This is a genomic window from Microbacterium sp. NPDC097977 (assembly GCF_040302605.1).
Classification (GTDB): Bacteria; Actinomycetota; Actinomycetes; order Actinomycetales; family Microbacteriaceae; genus Microbacterium.
The window spans coordinates 1-19,619 of record NZ_JBEOUR010000038.1 but is presented as its reverse complement, the minus strand read 5'-3'; the positions used below and the strand labels follow the sequence as shown (position 1 = coordinate 19,619).

The following is a 19,619-nucleotide window of genomic DNA, read 5'->3' as shown; positions in this document are numbered from 1 at the left end:
CCCTACAACTTCACATTCCCTCTCTACTAAACTGAGAAACTAACCCGTAGAGAACCGGTCGCAATCCAGTGCCCGGTCACCTCTACACGACGTCCTGAGGAGGACCCAGTGGCTAAGGCCAAGTTCGAGCGGACCAAGCCGCACGTCAACATCGGAACGATCGGTCACGTTGACCACGGCAAGACCACGCTCTCCGCAGCGATCTCGAAGGTGCTTGCTGACAAGTTCCCGTCTGACACCAACGTGCAGCGCGACTTCGCTTCCATCGACTCGGCGCCGGAAGAGCGCCAGCGTGGTATCACCATCAACATCTCGCACATCGAGTACGAGACCCCGAAGCGCCACTACGCGCACGTCGACGCCCCCGGCCACGCCGACTACGTCAAGAACATGATCACCGGTGCTGCGCAGATGGACGGCGCGATCCTCGTGGTCGCGGCCACCGACGGCCCGATGGCTCAGACCCGTGAGCACGTTCTGCTCGCCAAGCAGGTCGGCGTGCCGTACCTGCTCGTCGCGCTGAACAAGGCCGACATGGTCGACGACGAGGAGATCCTGGAGCTCGTCGAGCTCGAGGTCTCCGAGCTCCTCGCCTCGCAGGGCTTCGCCGAGGACGCTCCTGTCGTCCGCGTCTCCGCTCTGAAGGCACTCGAGGGTGACGAGAAGTGGACCCAGTCCATCCTCGACCTCATGGAGGCCGTCGACAACAACGTCCCCGACCCCGTGCGCGACAAGGACAAGCCGTTCCTGATGCCCGTCGAGGACGTCTTCACGATCACCGGTCGTGGAACCGTCGTCACCGGCCGCGCCGAGCGTGGCACGCTGGCCATCAACTCCGAGGTCGAGATCGTCGGACTTCGTCCGACCGTCAAGACCACGGTCACGGGTATCGAGATGTTCCACAAGCAGCTCGACGAGGCATGGGCCGGCGAGAACTGCGGTCTCCTGCTCCGTGGAACCAAGCGCGAGGACGTCGAGCGCGGCCAGGTCATCGTCAAGCCGGGTTCGGTCACGCCGCACACCGACTTCGCGGGCACCGCGTACATCCTGTCCAAGGATGAGGGTGGGCGTCACAACCCGTTCTACACGAACTACCGCCCGCAGTTCTACTTCCGCACCACCGACGTCACCGGCGTCATCACGCTGCCCGAGGGCACCGAGATGGTCATGCCCGGCGACACCACCGACGTGACGGTCGAGCTGATCCAGCCGATCGCCATGGAGGAGGGCCTCGGCTTCGCCATCCGTGAGGGTGGACGCACCGTCGGCGCCGGTACGGTCACGAAGATCATCAAGTAAGCTTCTGCTTCCTGACACAGGGGTCGGACCTTCGGGTCCGGCCCCTTTGTCGTACATCCCTTTTCCGTCACCGCCGTCGCCCGACCAGGGCAGAGGAGGAACGCCGTCATGACGCAGATCCAGGTGGGTCCGCCGCCGCCGCGCAGCTACGCGCGGCTGTGGGTATCGACGCTGCTGCTGGTCGTCTATGCATCCTTCGTGCTGCTCGTCACCATGTGGCCGCAGCCCGAGCAGCTCGAGTTCGACAGCATCGCCGGGCGCGTGCTGCGCGCTCTGCACAACATCGGCGTGCCGCAGTCGTTCGGCTACGACAAGCTCGAATTCACCGCCAACATCGGCATGTTCGTCCCTCTCGGCTTCCTGCTCGGTCTCGCCCTCGCCCGCTCGGCGTGGTGGGTGGCGATCTTCCTGCTGCCCGCGTTCTCAGGGGCCATCGAGTTCACCCAGGGCATCGCGCTCGACGAGCGGGTGTCGACGGTGCTCGACGTCCTCTCCAACACCATCGGCGGCTACCTCGGTCTGCTGCTCGCGATGATCCTGCGCGCGATGATCCACGCCAGGGACCGCACCAAGATCGAACGTGAACTGTGGGAGCGTCGCGCCGCGGCCGCCGAGCTCCAGAGGCAGAACGCGGCACGCGCGCAGGCGGCGGCCTCCTCGCACCAGATGCCGGCGCCGGCCGCCGCCCGCATCGCCGAGCCCGACCCGGTCACCCGCGTGCTGGATGCGGATTTCTGGGAGACCGGCGACGCCCCGACCGTCCGCCTCCCGCTATGACCGGCACCTCGGCACGGCGCCCCTCCGCCGACGACATAGGCTGGGCATGATGAACGAGCCGACGACTCCCGCAGAAGCCTCGCCGACCGTTGCAGCGCACGCTGCGCGTACGCTGTCCACCCGCAAGATCATCCTGCTGTCCATCGCGGGTGTGCTGGTCGTGGCGCTCGTAGCCACCCTGCTGGTGTTCCGTCCCTGGGAGGCGCGCGCGGAGGCGCGACCGGCGCCGATCCCGAAGTCGCAGACGCAGGTGGAGCCTGCCCTGGGAGAATGCACGGCTCCGCCCGAGGGGGACGGTTCGTCTCCCGGATTGGCGCCCGCGGCAGCGGACGATGCCTTCGGCGGATGGGAGCAGCGGCTCAACGACACGGCGGCCACCACGCGCTTCTCCGCGTCGGAGGATGTCCGTGAGGGGCTCACGTCCCTGTCTCTGACCAGCGGGACGGGCGCGCAGCCGCCGGTCCCCGAGAGGTTCGAGCAGTCCGTCCCGGTCACCACCGGAGAGACCCTGACGGTCGCCTTCTCGAGCAAGGCCGCGACGGCCGGGAGCCAGGTGTCGATCGTCCTCGGCCCGAACGCCGTGGCAAAGCGTCTCGCCATCCCCGACGGCGCCGAGTGGGCGGATACCTCCGTCAGCTACACGGTCCCGCGCGGAATGGCGTCGCTGAGCGTGGCCATCGAGATCACGTCGCTTCAGGGCGAGGTGCTGATCGACGGGCTCACCGTGCAGCGCAACGGCACCGAGCTGCTCGTCAACGGCGGTTTCGAAGACACCTCGGCCGTTCTCAGCATCGACAACGCGACTCTGCTCTTCGACGGAGCTCCCGATTCCCGGGACCTGAACGTGCGCACGCGCGTCGCCGCAGCGACGACGATCGCCTGGTGCGTGTCCGGCGGGGAGACCGAGTACGGGGGCGTGTCGACGTTCGAGGACGGGCTCGTGCAGGTTCCGGTCGTGTACAGCGATCCCGGCCTGTACACGGTGAAGATCTCCATGCACCATGCGGGTCAGCTCATCGAACGATCTGCGACCTTCGGGGTCGTGCCGCCGCGCAACGGGGTCCCCTCGGGGATCGGCATCGCCGCTCACTTCCAGGGCGGGGTGGCGCGGATGACCAACGCGCCCGCCACGCTCGCGATGCTGGGGGCGGACAGCGTGCGGTTCGAAGTTCCCTGGCAGCGCATCGAGAAGGAACCGGGGGTGTACACCTACCCGCAGTACATCGACCAGGTGATGGGCGCGTACGAGACGGCGGGCATGTCGGTCCTGACCGTCCCCGCGTACTACAACCCCCTCTACGACCAGGGCAAGACGCCGTCCACCGATCGGGGGCTGCAGGGCTACTCGGCCTACACGGGCGCGCTCCTGTCGAAGTACCCCGCCAGCGGCGGTCTCACGGAGATCTACAACGAGTACGACCACATCTTCAACACGGGAGCGTGCGGCACGACGCCCGACTGCTACATGCGGATGCTGGTGCCGGCCGCTGCCGCAGCGAAGGCGACGAACCCCGCCGCGACGGTCTACGGCCCCTCGACGGCGGGGATGCAGGTGCGCTTCGACTGGCTCGCGCCGTTCATCGCGCAAGGGGGGCTGGATCACGTCGACGTCCTGACCTTCCACCCCTACACGCAGCCGGAAGGACCCACGCTCCTGGACTCGCAGCTGCAGGAGCTGAACGGGATGATCGCCGCCGCCAAGCCCGGCGTCGATGTGCCGATCTCCTTCACCGAGATGGGATGGGCCACGGTGGACGGGTGGGTCAGCCGTGACGAGCAGGCGGCCTACACCGCGCAGACGGCTCCGATCGCGCTCAGGGCGGGCGTCGACAGCATCTACTGGTTCACGCTGGCGGACACCGGTTCCGACCGGTCGAATTACGAAGCCAGCTTTGGATTCTTCGAGACCGCGAGCACGTTCACTCCGAACACCTACCAGCCCAAGACCTCCGCGATCGCTCTCGCCGTCAGCCAGAGGATGCTCGGCGGAGCCACGTTCTCCGCGGAGGAGAACTGGGGTGAAGGGGTGAATGCGTACACGTTCACCGCCGCGGACGGGCGCACGATCACCGCCGCCTGGGCCCCGGATGCTCCGGCGTCCGTGGCGGTGGAGGACCTTCCCGACGGCAAGGTGCTCGACATGAACGGACGGCAGGTGGACGCCGAGGACTCCCTCGACATCGGGGAGGCCCCCGTGTATCTGGTTCACAACGACTGATCGCCGCTCGTCCGGACGAGAAGGCGCGCGTCGGAGCCGCTGATACGATTGGCCGCGTCTTTGTCTCTTTTTCACGGAAGTATTGGTATGTCGCGAGTACTCATCACCGGTGGCGCCGGGTTCATCGGGTCGCGGCTGGCGGTCAGCCTCCACGAGCGTGGCGATGAGGTCATCGTGCTCGACACCTTGAGCGAGCAGGTCCACGGCCCCGACCCCGAGACCACGTCGGCCACCTATCCCGTCGCCGCGAAAGTGGCGACGGTGATCCGGGGATCGGTCACCGACAGAGACGACGTGAAGCGCGCGCTGAACGGTGTGGACGTCGTCGTCCATTTCGCGGCGGAGACCGGTACCGGTCAGTCGATGTACGAGATCGAGCGCTACGTCGACGCGAACATCCGGGGCACCGCCGTGCTGCTCGAGGCGATCGCCGAGTCGGACCACCCGGTGCGCCGTGTCGTCGTCGCGTCGTCGCGTTCGGTCTACGGTGAGGGCGCCTACGAAGACGCGACCGGCGCGGTCCGATACCCGGAGCACCGCCCCGACGAGCAGCTGTCGCGGGGTGTGTTCGACGTCGTCGGTGATGACGGTGAGCCGCTGACGTGCATCGCCACGGGCGAGGAGTCGGTTCTGCATCCGTCGTCGATCTACGGCATCACGAAGCAGGTTCAGGAGCAGCTGGTTCTGACCGCGGCGCGATCGCAGGGCATCGAGGCCGTCTCCCTCCGGTTCCAGAACGTCTACGGGCCGGGGCAGTCGCTCACCAACCCGTACACGGGGATCCTGTCGATCTTCACCTCGCTTCTGCTCGCGGGGCGGCAGATCAACGTGTTCGAAGACGGCGAGGAGTCGCGCGACTTCGTCTTCATCGACGACGTCGTGGCGGCGACGGTCGCGGCGATCGACAGCGACACCGCGGACGGGCAGGCGATCAACGTCGGGTCGGGCGAGCCGACCACCGTCCTGCGCGTCCTGCAGCTGTTGGGAGCGGCGTACGCCGTCGAACCCGACCACTACGTGAGCGGCGACTACCGTCTCGGCGACATCCGCCACAACTACGCCGACCTCCGCAAGGCAGAGCGGCTGCTCGGGTTCGCCCCGCAGCTCTCGGTGGAGGAAGGGATCCGGCGTTTCGCCGAGTGGGCTCGAGATGAACAGACCGATGCGGACGCGTACAAGGGGTCTCTCGGAGAGCTCCAGGATCGCGGCCTTCTCCGTTCAGTGAACTCGTGAGGCTCGCGTTCATCACGCCCTCGTTCTTCGGGTACGAGGAATCGATCGCCCAGGCCTTTCGCGACCGCGGGGTCCAGGTGGACCGGTTCGACGAGCGGCCGAGCAACTCCGCCGTCTCGCGCGCTGTCCTGCGCGTGGCTCCGAAGCTCGCGGCACGACGTGTGCGTGCGCACTTCGACGACATCGTGCGACAGATGAGCGAGCACCGATACGATGCGCTGCTCATCATCAAGGGCGAGAACCTGCCTCCGTACGTGCTCCGTGCCTTCTCCGAGCGCAACCCGAACGCCGTGCGGATCTTCTACACGTTCGATTCCCTCGCGAACAGCGGTCGATGCGTCGACCTGTTCCCTGATCTCGATGTGCGGTACTCCTTCGACCGCGGCGATGTGGCGGCGCGGGACGACCTGCGGTACAAGTCGCTGTTCTTCGCCAGGGAGTTCGCGGAGGTCAGGGGCCGGGAGCGGGCATTCGACGCATCGTTCGTCGGCACCCTGCATTCGGATCGATACAGCTTCTACCACGGCGTGGTCCGAAGCCTTCGCCCTGAGCGCTGCTTCGCGTTCTTCTACTCCCCGGCGAGATGGTATTTCGCACTCCAGCGCGTGTTCGACCGCCGGATGCGCGGTATCGCCGCCCGCGAGGTCAGCGTCGACAAGATGCCGCGGTCGCGCGTCGCCGAGGTGTTCGGGTCCTCGCGAGCCGTCGTGGACTATCAACGCCCCGGCCAGGACGGACTCACCATGCGGACCTTCGAGGCCCTGGGCAGCGGCGCCGCGCTGATCACCGCGAATCGCGCCATCCTCGACGAGAGCTTCTACGACCCCGCGCGCATCCTCGTGGTTCCCCGCGATGCGGACTCGATCGACGGCGACGCCGTCCGAGAATGGGTCTCGACCCTCGACGACGAGTGGTCCGCGGAAGACTTCGACCAGTACGGCATCGACGCGTGGGTCGGCGAGTTCCTCCGCGACGTGACCCCGGGGGGCGACGTATGAGGATCGTCATCGATGCGCTCGGCGCACCCGCGGAGTCCGGGGGTATGCGTGTGCACGCCGAGGAGCTCATCCGCACGTGGACCGAGGTGTTCCCCGCGGACGAGCTCATCGTCCTCGGGTACAGCTGGCTCGAGGACTCCTTCCGCGGCGTCGAGGGCGTGGAGGTCGTCACGGCGAAGGGCAAGGCGGCGCGGTACACCGGTCAGATCTTCTGGACCGCGCAGGTCTTCCGCCGCCGGCATGCCGACGCGCTTCTCTCGCTCTCGACGATCGTGAGTCCCCTCGTCCCCTCCGACCGCACGGCGTGCTTCATCCACGACTGGCGGCACAGGCTGAACCCGGCCGAGTTCGGCCGTGCGCAGCGTCTGTACCGTCGCCTGTGGCAGCTGTCGATCCGCCGTGCCGGCACGACCTTCGCCATCTCGGAGAAGACGCGGCGGGAGACGGAGAGGTTCGCTCGGCCGGCTCGCCTCGTGGTGGCCGAGAACGGCGACGATCACGCACGCAGATGGGGCGTCGAGCGAATCGTCGATCAGGGGACTCCCACGATCCTCACCTTCGGCCATTTCGCCAGCAAGCGGCCGGAGCTCGTGATCGACGCGGTGTCGGTGCTGCGCCGGCACGGTGAGGATCACCGGTTGGTGGTCCTCGGAGCCAAGGGCGACTATCGCGAGGAGCTCCGAGCGAAGGCCGAGGTCGCATCGGTCTCGGATCTCGTGGAGTTCCCCGGTTTCGTCACGGACGACACCCTCCATCGGTCGGTGAGCTCGGCATCCGTCCTCGCACTCGTGTCCAGCGACGAGGGATACGGCATGCCGGTGGTCGAGGGAGCGTACTTCGGAGTGCCCACCGTCGTCACCGCGGACAGCGGCCTCGTCGAGATCCACGGAGACCGGGTCGTTCCGGCCGAGGCGACCGGAGAGTCGGTCGCCGGCGCGATCCTCAGGGCGCGGGCGTCCGGACCGGAACGGGGAGCGGATGCGCACCCGTGGTCCGACACGGTCCGCACCGTACGGGACTCGCTGCGCGCACGCGCGCGGACGAAGGTGCGAGGCGAGTGATGGCAGCACGGGGGGAGTCGGTCGCTTCGCGACGGGGCGCGGGGTTCCTCGGGGAACTCGGCTGGGTGCCGACCGTGATGCTCGTGTCCGCGGCGCTCGTGCTGGTGTCCCTCGCGTTCCCCGCCGTGGCGGAAGGGCACGGGCCGTGGATCGAAGGCGTCCGCAACGTCGTGCTCTGCGTGTCCCTGGTCGGCACCGCCACCGCCTCGTACGTCGCGTGGCCGAATCGGTGGAACATCCCGGCGCACCTCCAGTTGGCCTTCTCGATTCCCGCGTACGTGGTTCCCGTGTTCGGGCTCGACTGGCTCGAACTGCCGTCGCCGGGCGTATCCGCGCTGTACTTCCGCCTCGTCGCCCTGGGCTTCGTCGCGATGACGGCCGGTGTGCTCATCGGGAGGCTCCTCGCGTCGCGGTTCGTGCGCGATCGTGGCCCCGTCGTCCGCATCCAGCGCGTGCTGCACGACGCCGAGGACCGGGTGCGGCAGCGGGTGCTCCTGGTGGTCACGGCGTGCGTGGTGATCCTCCTCGTGTGCTTCCTCGTGATGGGGTTCACACCGGCCCTGGCCGCCGATCCGAACGCGGCGAAGTTCTTCAAGGGCGTGTACCACGAGCCGTACCAGGTCGTGTCCATCCCGTACCGGCTGACCACCACGGTGATCCCGCTGCTGATGCCCCTCGTCGCGGTGTACGCGTGGAAGCGTCGGCGGAGCGTCTACTGGGTCGTGCTGCTGGCCGTCTCCGTCGGTGTGATGCTCCTCTCGCTTCTGCGAGAGCCGGCGATCAGCGGGCTGCTGCTCGCCCTCGGAATCCTCATCGCGTTCTATCGCCGCTTCCGGATCCTGTACGCCGTCGTGCTCGTCGCCGCGTATGTGGCAGGCAGTGCGATGTACGCGGTTCTCGCCCTCCTCGGGGTCAAGCAGTACCAGTCGATGGTCCGATCGCCCGAGAGCCTGCTGACGGGCATCGCGTCCGGAGCGCCCGACATCAAGGACCAGCTGGCCTTCCTGAACGCGTGGCTGCCCGGACACGAACTGACGCTCGGCCGGACGTTCCTCGGGGGACTGCTTCCCGGGAACAACCCCTGGAACCCGTCGGTGTGGGCTCTGCAGACGCTCAATCCGAACACGCCGATCGAGGACATCCGATCGGGTGGACTGCGGCTGCCCCCGTCCGTCTGGGGATATGTGAGCTTCGACTGGGTGGGCGCCGCGATGGTGCCGCTCCTCTCCGGCGTCGTCCTCGGAGCCATGTCGTTGATCGCCGCCCGCGCGGTGAACGGGATCGGACTCGAGCAGGCGGCCATGCTGATGCTCGTCTACGTCGCCGCGATCGACGTGTTCCCGGTGTTCTACCGATTGAGCTACCTGTCGGTTCTCGCCCTGATCGTCGTGCTGCTGCTGCTCGTCCCATGGCGCCGCATCCGGTCTCGATCGCGTCCCGCTGAACAGCCGGCGCCATGAAACGACTTCTCAGGCTCGGCGCCCCCACCGGGGGCACGGTCCTTCTCCGTCTGGCCCAGCTGACGGTGCTGCTCGCGTTCGCCAGGCTCACCGAGGGGGAGACGCAGCACTTCCTGGTGACGGGGTTCGGGGTGCTCGCGTCCTTCGCGATCATCAGCGACGCGGGCGGCGCTCCCTTTCTTCTGAGTCTGCGTCCGGAGCGGCACAGTCTGCAGACGTTCGGTCGCGTGCTCGCGCTGCAGGGAGGGTTCGCGCTTCTCGGGCCCGTGGCTTTCTTCGGGTTCGCGATCCTGATCGCCCCGGACGGCATCGCGACACCGCATTTCTTCGTCCTGATCGCCCTCTCTCTGGCGCAGGCCTTCGACACCATGGCGAGGACCGCGAAGTCTCCGTGGCTCGTGCAGCGCCGAGACCACCTCTTCGCCTTCCCCGACATCCTCAACGGCCTGTGCAAGATGGCCCTGGTCGGTCTCGCGATCCTGGTCGGGAGCGTCGACCTCGTCGCAGCGGTGATGCTCGTCTCGGCGATCGCCTTCATCGGCACGTTCCTCGTGGTGCGTCGCGGTCTCCCGGAGCAGACGGAGCGAGAGCCGAAGCTCGCGCGTCGTGTGCTCGAGATCGGCGTCACAGGCATGCTGAGCAGCGCCTACTCCCAGACGCCCATGCTCTTCGCCGCGGGGATGCTGCCTCTCGAGGTCTCCGCGGTGTTCGCGGTGACATACCGGATCGTCCAGGCGCTGGAGCTGCTCCCCGCCACCGCGACGGTCCAGCTCATCCCCCGATTCCGCTCGCTGGATGCGCGCAGGGTCTGGATGCTGTTCACCGGTGTCGGTGTGATCCTCGCCGTCATGCTCATCCTGGCGTGGCCGATCGTCACCGAGGTGTTCACGATCGAGGTGCCCCTGGAATACCTCGTGCCCATCGCTCTCGCCTTCGCCCTGAAATGCGGCAACTACTCGGTGGTGGCCTATCTGCTCAGCTCCGAGAAAGTACGTCAGAGACTCGTCGTCACCGTCCTGACGGGTATCTTCGCGGTCATACTCGTTCCGTCGCTCATCCTGGCCGCCGGACCTCGAGGACTCGCGCTCTCCGCGCCGATCATCGAGGTCGTGTTCCTCGCCACCACCATCATCATCCTTCGCACCACGATGCGACCCCTACGCCGAAAGGGATCCGAGTGAGGATTCTCGTCATCAGCTCCGACCGCACCTCGGAGCTGAACCGCCCCGTCAACCTGGGCGATGCCATGCTGACCGACGCCCTCGTCGCCTCACTGCGAGCGAAGGGGCACGACGCCATCGCCGCCGACTTCGGCGACTCGGCACGCACGGGGGGAGAGGCGCGTCTGAGACTATCCGGAGTGGGCGCTCTCCTGCGCGCTCTGCGCGACGTCGACGCCCTCGTGATCGGCGGAGGCACCCTGCTGCAGGACGACGCCCGCGAGATCCCGGGCGGCTGGGGCGGCCTTCCGCGGCTCTGCGCTGCCAGCAGCGTCCTCGCTCGTCTGACCCGGACCAAGGTGGCGTTCTACGGCGTCGGATGCGATCCCGTCGAGAGGGTGGGAGCACGGACTCTGCTGCGCCTCGCGGTCAGGGGAGTGCCGGTGTGGGTGCGCGACACGCGCAGCGCCGCCCGCGTCCGCGAGACGCTGAAGGGGACGGCGATGCTCGGAGCGGATGCCAGCCTGCTGATGGGATTCGATCCTCGCGGACAGGCCGCGGATGATGCGCCCGTCGTGGTCGCGCTCAACGGAGAGCATGCGCGCCACCTGACTGCCGGCCAGGTGGAGGCACTGAAGCGGCCGGGGCGTCGTCTGGTCTTCCTGAACATGTCGCAGGGCGGTTCGTTCCTGGACGCGGACTCCCTCTCCGTCGAGGCCAGGGCGGCGTTCGACGAGGTGACAGAGCCCATGGGCTGGGACGAGGCGTTCCGATTGATCCGCTCGGCGGAATCGGTCTGGGGGTCGAGGATGCACGCGCTGTACGCGGCGATGCTCAGCGGCGTCCCGATGGTCGCCCTGTCGGCGCTCCCCAAGGTCGTCACCTTCGCGGAGGACTTCGGAATCGCGCGAGTCGCCGAGACGTCCGAGATCGGGGACGTGCATCCGACCCTGGCGGACACGGCCGCTCTCGACGCTGCCGTCGTGACGGCGGACCGCACGCTCGACGACCTGCTCGTCGGTTTCGTCGGCACGGGGCGGTAACGACGCGAATGGTCTTCTCCAGCCCGACTTTCCTCTTCCTGTTCCTGCCCCTCACGATGCTGGGGTATCACCTGCTCCCGGTGCGCGGACGGTCGCGCAACTGGTGGCTGCTCGCCATGAGCATCGTCTTCTACTACTGGGGGGCGGGCAGCGCGATCGGCGCGATCCTCTGGGTGTCGATCTTCAGTTTCGGCGCGGCCTGGGCGATGTGGCGCTACGCGCGTCGGCGTCATGCGACCGGCCGTGCCCCTCTGGCACGCGTGCCGCTGGCCGTGGCCCTGGCGATCGTGCTGGTCCCGCTCGTGCTGTTCAAGTACCTCCCGCAGCTGGCCATCCAGGGGGTGCCGGGGGCCGTCCACATCGCCGCGCTGACGGGGGCGGAATCCTGGATCCTCCCCCTCGGCGTCTCCTTCTTCACGTTCCACGGGATCTCCTACGTCATCGACTCGTACCGGAACGGTGCCCCTCTGACCCGGTCCTTTCCGGCGTACCTCCTCTACCTCTTCGTCTTCCCGCACCAGATCGCCGGACCGATCGTGCGATATGCGGAGATCAAGGACGAGGTGGAATCCTCGCGGACGATCACCGCGAGTCGGTTCGGCTACGGGGCGACCAGGTTCGCCTGGGGGCTCGCGAAGAAGGTGCTCATCGCGGACAGCGCCGGTCAGCTCGCGAACGCCATGTTCGACAGCGCCGCGTTCTCCGGCCAGCTCTCGATGCCCACCGCGTGGATCGGGGCCGTCGCCTACGCCGTCCAGATCTACTTCGACTTCAGCGGATACTCCGACATGGCCATCGGATTGGCCGCGATGTTCGGCTTCCATTTCCCCGAGAACTTCCGCAGCCCGTACACGTCGCACTCCGTGAGCGAGTTCTGGCGGCGCTGGCACATCACCCTCACCCGATGGTTCCGCGATTACGTGTACATCCCGATGGGTGGAAACCGCAAGGGCCGACTGGTCGAGTACGGCGCGCTGCTGACGGTGTTCACGCTGACATCCATCTGGCACGGGGCGCTGGCCGGGTTCCTCCTGTGGGGTGGGCTGCAGGCCGCGGCGATGCTGTTCGAACGGGCGACGGGTCTGCGCGATTCCCGACGATTCCTGGTCGCACGGCGCATCCTCACGGCGTTCTTCGTGATCCTCGCCTGGGTGCCCTTCCGGACGACCGAACTCGATGCGACGGGGCGGATCTGGAGAGCCATGTTCACCGGCCCGACGGACTTCATCGCGCCTCAGCTCATCACGGCGATCACCCCGTTCACGCTGGCGGCGCTGCTCATCGGCCTCCTCGCGTTCTTCACCACCTCGAAGAACACCGCATTCGAGATCCTCTTCCGTCCTTCGCTGCGCGATCAGACCGTCTCCGCGGTGCGCGGATGGGTGATCGCCGCTCCGCTGTTCGTGGTGACCATCGCGATGGTGCTCCTGAGCGATTTCAGCCCGTTCCTCTACTTCCAGTTCTAAGGAGAGCCCCATGCTCACGACCTGGCTGCGGCGCAGGGCCGTACCCGTCGCCGCGGTGGGCGGAAGCCTGCTGCTTCTCTCCCTGTGGCTGGTTCCCGGCGACGTCGCCGAGAGCCAGAACCGCGCCGAGGTCGAGTTCCCGGCCGTCTCGCCCCAGGCGCTCACCGAGGCGGAGACATTCGCCCACGTCGACCGCGCTCTGAGAGATCGGCTCGGCGCGCAGGTGCCGGTCGTCCACGTCGCCGGCGCGGTGTCGAACGACGTCGGGATGAGCCCGAACAGCACGACCTGGCTCGGTGAGGGGCGCGAACCCTTCTTCGCGGTCGACTTCATCTACCCGTGCCGAGGGAATCCGGCGCGGATCGACGCGGTGCATCAGCAGCTCCAGGACGACACCGCCGCCGTGGAGGGCAACGGCGCCTACATCGTCTACACCCTGGCGCCGGACAAGTCGTCGATCCGGGACGAGGAACTCGGAGTGCTGCGCGACTCCCTCCTGAACTGCTCCGATCGCGTCCGCTCGGCCTTCGCCGGCTGGGGCGAGGCTCAGGACTTTCCGCTGATCACGCTCTGGGACCGTCTCGAGCGCGCCGACTCGTCGAGGCAGGGGCGCGACGACGGCGCGTACTACTTCGGTGACAGCCACTGGAACGCCGATGGCGCCGCCGTGTGGACGAGGGCGCTGCTGGAGAAGCTCGTCGATGACGGCGTGGTCTCCAGCTCCGTGCTGTCCGACCTCGACGAGACCACCACGGCTCCGGGGGAGGTCGTGATCCCGGACCTCTTCCGCAACATGGGGCTGACCGAGACCGTGGAGCGCGTCGAGAAGCTCTACGAGCGTCCGGGAGTGACGACGACGGCCGACACCGTGGTGAACTCCGAGGGGACGACGCTCACCCACAAGTCGTCCACATCCACGGAGGCGGAACTCGTCCCGGGCAAGACCCTGATCCTGGGGGATTCCTTCCTGCGCACCCACGCCGCCACGCAGCTCGCTCCGTTCTTCGCCGACGTCACCTTCGGTTCGCTGGCCGATTACGAGGATGTCGCGGACTACGACAACGTCATCGTTGAGCGCGTGCAGCGCAACGCCGTGGAGCCGGGATGGCCCGACTTCGCCGGAGTGATCGGCTGACTCCGGCGAGGCGATGCCCCGGGACGCTGCTCAGCGGCGTGTCAGGTGCCCCCCGGTAGGATCACAGCGTGACCCCTACGTCTCGACGAGCAGCGCGTGAAGCTGCGCAGAAGCAGCAAGCCGATCGCGACGCCGCGGTGCGTGACACGCACGCCGGAGAGAAGAAGCCGCGACGACGGGGCGCGCGCACCGCCTGGCTCATCGTGGCGATCGTCGTCATCGTGCTGCTCGGCATCGCCTGCTGGGTGGCTTTCAAGGCCCTCGCCGTGAAGAACGGGCTCGAGGAGAGCCAGCAGCTCATCGGCGAGCTGCAGAACGGTGCCGACCCCAAGGAGACCGTCCAGAAGATCTCCGAGCCGGCGAGGAGCGCCGCAGCGGCGGCGTCGGATCCGGTGTGGGCCGCAGTGGAGTGGGTGCCCGTCGCCGGCGAGAACCTGCGTGGCGTTCGTCTCGCGGCCCAATCGGTCGACGTGCTGATCAATGACATCGCGATGCCGGTGCTGTCCGCCGACGCGGCCAGCGGATCGCTCATCACCCAGATCCTCGACGTCGCGAAGGGGCAGGCGCCTCGGATCGGGCAGCTCGCCGACGAGATCGCCGAGGTGCAGAAATCGACGGCTCTGGTCGGACCGGTGCGCAGCGGAGTCGACCAGGTGGCCGAGGTCATGGACGGGGTGGCACCCGCCGTCGACCTGCTTCCCACTCTCCTCGGTGCGGACGGTCCGCGTAACTATCTGCTCGTCTTCCAGAACAATGCGGAGTCGCTCGCGTTGGGAGGCAGTGCCGCCTCGCAGACCCTGATCCACGTGGACAACGGCGCGATCACGATGGGAGCGCAGGGCAGCAGCCTCAGCTATCAGAACGGCGTGGCCGTCGACGTCCCCGTCGACCAGAGCGCCATCGATCTCTACTCCAGCTTCCTGGTCGATCACGTGAACACGAGCATGAGTCGGCCCGACTTCCCGACCGCCGCGAAGATCATGCGCGCGTGGTGGCAGCGCGACATCGGAGCCGACCAGATCGACGGCGTGATCTCCATCGACCCGCTCGCCCTCTCCCGGATCCTCGTCGCCACAGGACCGATCGAGCTCGTGACCGGCGACACCCTGTCGTCGGAGAACGCCGTGTCCCTCCTCCTCAACGAGGTGTACAAGCGCTGGGACAGCTACAAGTACCCGGAACTGGTCGACGGGTTCTTCGCGGCGGCCGCAGGCGCCGTCTTCGACAGGGTCGCTTCGGGGCAGTTCGACCTCAAGAACATGGCGACCGCGCTGACCGAGAGCGCCGCGCAGGGGAGCATCCTCGTGTGGAGCGAAGACCCGAAGGTGGAGGAGGCGATCCGCGGCGAGCGAGTCAGCGGCGTCCTCCCGACCGAGAACGACGAGGAGACCACCCTCGGGGTCTACTTCAACAACAGCAACGGATCGAAGATCGACTACTACACCCGCACGGCCATCACCGTGGCAGAGACGTGCGAGGCGGATTCGACGACCTTCTCGGTGAACGCCGCGCTCGCGCTGCCGATCACTCAGGAGGAGGCCGACGCGCTGCCGCGGTACATCCAGAGCATGACCTTCGGGACGACCTTCCGCGACTGGATCTACATCTACGGCCCGCCCGGGACGACGGTGTCGAACGTGGAGGTGAACGGCGAGCGCATCGACATCCTGTCGCACGGGATCGACGACCTCGGCCGGCCGACCGCGCGATTCGAGGCGTGGTTCACGCCGGGCCAGCGGGTGGACGTGACCGCGGCCTTCACGGGCTCGGGGACCTTCGGGCCCGTCGCGGTGCAGACGAACCCGATGATCAATTCCGTCGAGCCGGGCATCACCGATTCCTGCAACTGATATGCCGATGTTCCCGAAGTCACAGTGACTGGAGTAAACTGACTGCCGATTCAGTGAATTCGCTGAGAGGTCAGCGGTTCGCGCCGGAGGGACAGGGTGGTCGACATAGCTGTGGATGCGGTACCGAGGCAGTCGAAGGGCCGAACGTCGTCGGACTCTCGGCAGCAGCCGCACAAGCGCAGGCGCGGTGAGTGGCCCCGTCGATACGCCAGTCGGCTGTTCTACAGCGATGTCCTGGTCCTGGCCCTCACCCTCGTCTCCGCCTGGCTCCTCTCGCGTCCGAGCATGACGGTGGCCGTGTCCTGGCCGAACGGACCCCGGATCAGTTACGTCATCGTTCTCGCGATCATCGGGGCGGCCTGGCTCGTCGGACTCGACGCGATCGACACGCGAGATCACCACATCGTGGGCCACGGCATCCTCGAGTACCGCCGCATCGCCGACGCGACCATCGCCGTCTTCGCCTTCACCGTCGCGGTCGCCTTCTTCCTCGGCATGGAGATCTCGCGGCTGCTGCTCGCGCTGATCTTCCCGGTCGGTCTCGTCCTCCTCCTCGCCTCTCGGTGGATCTGGCGGCAGTGGCTCCGTAGACGACAGCGCAAAGACGAGTACACCCATCGCGCCGTCATCATCGGGGAGCGGAGCAAGGTCAAGCACGTCGCGCAGCAGATCCGGCGCAGCAAGGACAGCGGGTACACCATCGTCGGCGTCATCACCGACGGCGTCCCCTCCGAGGGAATGCCTCAGCTCGAGGTTCTCGGCGACATCCGCAGCGCCGACAAGGCGCTCGATGCGGCGAACATCGATGCCCTCATCATCGTGGGATCCGACGACATGGATCCGGAGACGATGCGCCGGCTCGGCTACGCGGTCGCGGACCGTGACATCCAGATGATCATGGCGCCCGCGCTCACCGACGTCGCCGGCCCCCGACTGCACTCGCGTCCCGTCGCGGGCCTGCCGCTCGTGCACGTGGACTTCCCGCGCATGGAGGGCGCCCACCGCTTCCTCAAGAGGGTGTTCGATCTCGTGGGCTCCGTGCTCCTGCTCGCGCTGTTCTCGCCGGTCTTCCTCGTCACGGCGATCGCGATCAAGATCGACGGCCCCGGTCGGATCTTCTACCATCAGGAACGCATCGGTCGCGGCGGCAGGACATTCGGCATGCGCAAGTTCCGCTCGATGGTCGCCAACGCGGACGACCAGCTGGCCAGCCTTCTCGACCTGCAGGGTTCGAGCGAGACCCCGCTGTTCAAAGTGGCCGACGACCCCCGCATCACGAAGATCGGGCGATTCCTGCGCAAGCACTCCATCGACGAGCTCCCGCAGCTGATCAACGTGTTCCGAGGCGAGATGAGCCTCGTCGGGCCCCGTCCGCAGCGTGCCGCGGAGGTCGCTCTGTACGACGACATCGCGCTGCGCCGTCTCGCGGTCAAGCCGGGTATGAGCGGTCTCTGGCAGGTGAGCGGTCGCTCCACGCTGTCGTGGGAGGAGACGATCCGTCTCGACCTCTACTACGTCGAGAACTGGTCGCTCACGCAGGATGTCGTGATCCTCTTCCGCACGATCCGTGCGGTCGTCGCTCCCGGAGCCAGCGCGCACTGACGGGGATTCCGAACGAATCCCGGCGACTGACCGGGCGCTAACGTCGTGCGAGCCATCGCTCTGGGTACATTCAAGATCATGAGATCCCCCCTTGCGACGCGTCTCGCTGCGAGTGCTCTGGCCATCGTCGCGCTCGGAGGAGCCGCGGGGTGCGCTGCGGACCCCGGTGCATCGAACCCCGTTCCCACGTCGACGGCCACGTCGGCTCCCGATCCGACGCCGACCACCGAGGCGCCGACGGCTGAGCCCACTCCGGAGCCGACCGCGTCACCCGCTCCGCAGTACGGAGCCTTCACCTTCGAGCAGCTCGCGCAGATCTGCATCGACGCGACCGTCTCCAGCTACGCTCCCGACGTCGTCTTCGACATCCCGAACACCCGCATCGAGCAGCGGATCGTCACTCCGGAATGGCTCGTCATCGTGCCCGCCGCGACGATGGGCTACCAGGGCCAGTCCGTCTGCACGATCGGCGGAACACCTGCCGAGCATCAGCTCGAGCTCGGCTCGGGATCCATCGAGCAGCTGCCCGAAGAGCAGATCCAGAACCTGATCCGCGGCGAGAACGAGGGGGGCGATCGCTAGTGTGCGAGCCGGGGGACTCCGAGCCCTCGACGCCGCACAGCGCTCAGCCGTTCTTCTCACGCCGAGCGATGCTGATCGGAGCCGGGGCGGCACTCGGTGCGGCAGCGATCGGGTGGGACTTCGTGTCGCCCTCCCTCTCCGCGACGGCAGCGGGCACCTATGCGCGGCCGTGCGGCGATGTCCGGATCTCCAGCACCTGGCAGGACCACAGGAACCGGAATCCGCCGTCGGGCGAGCCCGGCACCGACTACGCCGTCCCGATCGGCACGCCGGTGCGCGCAGCCGCGAACGGGGTCATCGTCGATCGCAAGGACACGACCACCACGGCGACGGGCAGATATCTCGCTCTCCGCGCCGACGACGGCAACTACATCCGGTATCTGCACCTGCGCTCCAGTGCGGTCCTTCCCGGCACGAGGGTCGTCCGCGGACAGATCATCGCGGAGTCCGGAGCCTCCGGGTTCGGCAGCGAAGGCGGCTACGGATCCCACGTCCACGTCTCCCTGTGGATCGGCGGCACGCCGCTCCAGCTGGGATTCACCAACTCAGTCGACTTCGAGAACTACGTCCAACCGGAGGATCCTGTGCCCACCCACCAATCCACGACCTACGCCTGGAACGGCATCCTCCCTCTCGCGACCTGGACGCCCATCCCCGTCTCCGCGAACTTCTTCTCTCTGGCGGAGAGCAGTTCTCTGGCGAAGGAGACCGGGGACCTCAACATCTACATCCATGCCGCCGGGGTGACGAAGGGATTCCAGATCCGTGTGATCGCGGAGTCGCTCAACGGATCCGGCGCCGTCGTGGACACCGCGGTCCAGCCGTCTCTCGAGATCCCCGCGACCGCGGACACCGCACCGAACACGCCCACCTTCGGTGTGTACACCCTTCCGTACTTCCTCTCGGGGCGACTGCGTCTGTACTCGCAGATCCGCGCGCTCAACGCGGGCATCAAGGTGCAGCGGGTGACGGTCAAGAAGAACTACTGGCTCTCGTAGCCCGGATCGCCGAACGCCTTCCACCGCGCACCCGTTCCGTGCAGAATGTACGTGCGTCGGGCATCCGTCGCAGGTGATCTCACACAAGGGGGCCCGCAATGGGTATCGAGGAAACGGTCAACAAGGGCAAGGACCTGTACGAGCAGAACAAGGACAAGATCGCCGAGGCGGTCAAGAGCGAGCAGGCGGAGGACATCAGCGACAAGGTCCTCGACGGCGTCGCCGACTTCGCCAAGAAGATCGCGCCGGGCGCGGCCGACAAGATCGATGAGATCCGCGACGCCGCCGACAAGGCCGTCGGCAACGAGTAGAGCTCTCGAGTACACGAGCGGCGGCTCCGCTCCGGGGGAGCCGCCGCTCCTCTGTATCGGGACCAAGTATTCCGCGTGGTGGTATCGCGTTTCACAGCGTCGTTCCATTACACTGAATCTCGATCGCCTGGGGAACTTGCGATCAGGAATGTCGAAGGGGTTCGACGTTCCGACTTCACGCGGCTGACCGCGTCAAACTGGGGATAACGATTTTGGGGATCATCGTGCGACGTGCGCACTCTGTGCGCTCTGACGTCATCCCGCCTGCGCGGCGGTCTCATCGCCGCGCCCTCGGTCGAGGATTCCGACGTCCCTTCACGTCGGTGTCCTCGCGTTCGGTGTGCCCCCTCGCACTGAACGCCCTCCCCAAGCGGGGCGAGGCATGGGGATGCTACAGACGTCGAGCGGGGCTTCCCTGCAGCACGT

General features: G+C 67.2%; 16 protein-coding genes. All 16 read left to right on the top strand.

Translation table 11 applies throughout. The features are described from left to right. The first annotated feature begins 108 nt into the window (after nt 1-108). The 16 genes from tuf (at nt 109) to ABTZ43_RS10145 (ending at nt 19,193) form a co-directional block, all read left to right on the top strand. Nucleotides 109-1,299: an elongation factor Tu gene (tuf, locus tag ABTZ43_RS10220; protein WP_045253854.1), complete on the top strand. Its 1,191-nt coding sequence runs from the start codon at nt 109-111 to the stop codon at nt 1,297-1,299. Between the two features lie 108 nt (nt 1,300-1,407). Then, on the top strand, nt 1,408-2,076 hold the full coding sequence (locus ABTZ43_RS10215) for a VanZ family protein (protein ID WP_350538708.1): 669 nt from the start codon (nt 1,408-1,410) through the stop codon (nt 2,074-2,076). Nucleotides 2,077-2,125: 49 nt separating this feature from the next. Continuing rightward, a complete protein-coding gene (locus ABTZ43_RS10210) occupies nt 2,126-4,294 on the top strand; it encodes a hypothetical protein (RefSeq protein ID WP_350538707.1) in 2,169 nt (722 codons plus the stop codon). Between the two features lie 87 nt (nt 4,295-4,381). Then, a complete protein-coding gene (locus ABTZ43_RS10205) occupies nt 4,382-5,527 on the top strand; it encodes an NAD-dependent epimerase/dehydratase family protein (RefSeq protein ID WP_056419962.1) in 1,146 nt (381 codons plus the stop codon). Then, nucleotides 5,524-6,525 (top strand): WaaS/CpsH family glycosyltransferase, encoded by a 1,002-nt coding sequence (locus ABTZ43_RS10200; RefSeq protein ID WP_350538705.1) that lies wholly within the window; start codon nt 5,524-5,526, stop codon nt 6,523-6,525. The genes ABTZ43_RS10205 and ABTZ43_RS10200 overlap by 4 nt, the downstream gene beginning before the upstream one ends. Next, nucleotides 6,522-7,586, top strand: coding sequence for a glycosyltransferase (locus tag ABTZ43_RS10195; protein ID WP_350538703.1), 1,065 nt, complete (start codon nt 6,522-6,524; stop codon nt 7,584-7,586). Before ABTZ43_RS10200 ends, ABTZ43_RS10195 begins: the two co-directional genes overlap by 4 nt. Then, on the top strand, nt 7,586-9,046 hold the full coding sequence (locus ABTZ43_RS10190) for a hypothetical protein (RefSeq protein ID WP_350538702.1): 1,461 nt from the start codon (nt 7,586-7,588) through the stop codon (nt 9,044-9,046). The genes ABTZ43_RS10195 and ABTZ43_RS10190 overlap by 1 nt, the downstream gene beginning before the upstream one ends. Further along, nucleotides 9,043-10,227, top strand: coding sequence for a lipopolysaccharide biosynthesis protein (locus tag ABTZ43_RS10185; RefSeq protein WP_350538700.1), 1,185 nt, complete (start codon nt 9,043-9,045; stop codon nt 10,225-10,227). The genes ABTZ43_RS10190 and ABTZ43_RS10185 overlap by 4 nt, the downstream gene beginning before the upstream one ends. Beyond that, the gene (locus ABTZ43_RS10180; RefSeq protein ID WP_350538699.1) at nt 10,224-11,249 is read left to right on the top strand and encodes a polysaccharide pyruvyl transferase family protein; all 1,026 of its coding nucleotides are present in this window, start codon (nt 10,224-10,226) and stop codon (nt 11,247-11,249) included. The genes ABTZ43_RS10185 and ABTZ43_RS10180 overlap by 4 nt, the downstream gene beginning before the upstream one ends. A gap of 8 nt (nt 11,250-11,257) precedes the next feature. Continuing rightward, nucleotides 11,258-12,715, top strand: coding sequence for an MBOAT family O-acyltransferase (locus ABTZ43_RS10175; protein WP_056419978.1), 1,458 nt, complete (start codon nt 11,258-11,260; stop codon nt 12,713-12,715). Between the two features lie 10 nt (nt 12,716-12,725). Further along, nucleotides 12,726-13,850: an alginate O-acetyltransferase AlgX-related protein gene (locus ABTZ43_RS10170; protein ID WP_350538698.1), complete on the top strand. Its 1,125-nt coding sequence runs from the start codon at nt 12,726-12,728 to the stop codon at nt 13,848-13,850. A gap of 68 nt (nt 13,851-13,918) precedes the next feature. Then, nucleotides 13,919-15,700, top strand: coding sequence for a DUF4012 domain-containing protein (locus tag ABTZ43_RS10165; protein ID WP_350538697.1), 1,782 nt, complete (start codon nt 13,919-13,921; stop codon nt 15,698-15,700). Between the two features lie 96 nt (nt 15,701-15,796). Next, nucleotides 15,797-17,302, top strand: a complete 1,506-nt coding sequence (locus tag ABTZ43_RS10160; protein WP_235564189.1) for a sugar transferase — start codon at nt 15,797-15,799, stop codon at nt 17,300-17,302. A 78-nt stretch (nt 17,303-17,380) separates the two neighbouring features. After that, nucleotides 17,381-17,884, top strand: coding sequence for a hypothetical protein (locus tag ABTZ43_RS10155; RefSeq protein WP_350538696.1), 504 nt, complete (start codon nt 17,381-17,383; stop codon nt 17,882-17,884). A 68-nt stretch (nt 17,885-17,952) separates the two neighbouring features. Then, entirely contained in the window at nt 17,953-18,882 is a 930-nt protein-coding gene (locus ABTZ43_RS10150; RefSeq protein WP_350538695.1) for a M23 family metallopeptidase, read from the top strand. Between the two features lie 98 nt (nt 18,883-18,980). Further along, nucleotides 18,981-19,193, top strand: a complete 213-nt coding sequence (locus ABTZ43_RS10145) for a hypothetical protein (protein WP_350538694.1) — start codon at nt 18,981-18,983, stop codon at nt 19,191-19,193. The last annotated feature ends 426 nt before the right edge of the window (nt 19,194-19,619 follow it).

Coding starts and splice junctions, on each gene's coding strand:
- ABTZ43_RS10215 (WP_350538708.1), top strand. CDS start 1,408: ATGACGCAGATCCAGGTGGGTCCGCCGCCGCCGCGCAGCTACGCGCGG.
- ABTZ43_RS10210 (WP_350538707.1), top strand. CDS start 2,126: ATGAACGAGCCGACGACTCCCGCAGAAGCCTCGCCGACCGTTGCAGCG.
- ABTZ43_RS10205 (WP_056419962.1), top strand. CDS start 4,382: ATGTCGCGAGTACTCATCACCGGTGGCGCCGGGTTCATCGGGTCGCGG.
- ABTZ43_RS10195 (WP_350538703.1), top strand. CDS start 6,522: ATGAGGATCGTCATCGATGCGCTCGGCGCACCCGCGGAGTCCGGGGGT.
- ABTZ43_RS10190 (WP_350538702.1), top strand. CDS start 7,586: ATGGCAGCACGGGGGGAGTCGGTCGCTTCGCGACGGGGCGCGGGGTTC.
- ABTZ43_RS10185 (WP_350538700.1), top strand. CDS start 9,043: ATGAAACGACTTCTCAGGCTCGGCGCCCCCACCGGGGGCACGGTCCTT.
- ABTZ43_RS10175 (WP_056419978.1), top strand. CDS start 11,258: ATGGTCTTCTCCAGCCCGACTTTCCTCTTCCTGTTCCTGCCCCTCACG.
- ABTZ43_RS10170 (WP_350538698.1), top strand. CDS start 12,726: ATGCTCACGACCTGGCTGCGGCGCAGGGCCGTACCCGTCGCCGCGGTG.
- ABTZ43_RS10155 (WP_350538696.1), top strand. CDS start 17,381: ATGAGATCCCCCCTTGCGACGCGTCTCGCTGCGAGTGCTCTGGCCATC.
- ABTZ43_RS10150 (WP_350538695.1), top strand. CDS start 17,953: ATGCTGATCGGAGCCGGGGCGGCACTCGGTGCGGCAGCGATCGGGTGG.
- ABTZ43_RS10145 (WP_350538694.1), top strand. CDS start 18,981: ATGGGTATCGAGGAAACGGTCAACAAGGGCAAGGACCTGTACGAGCAG.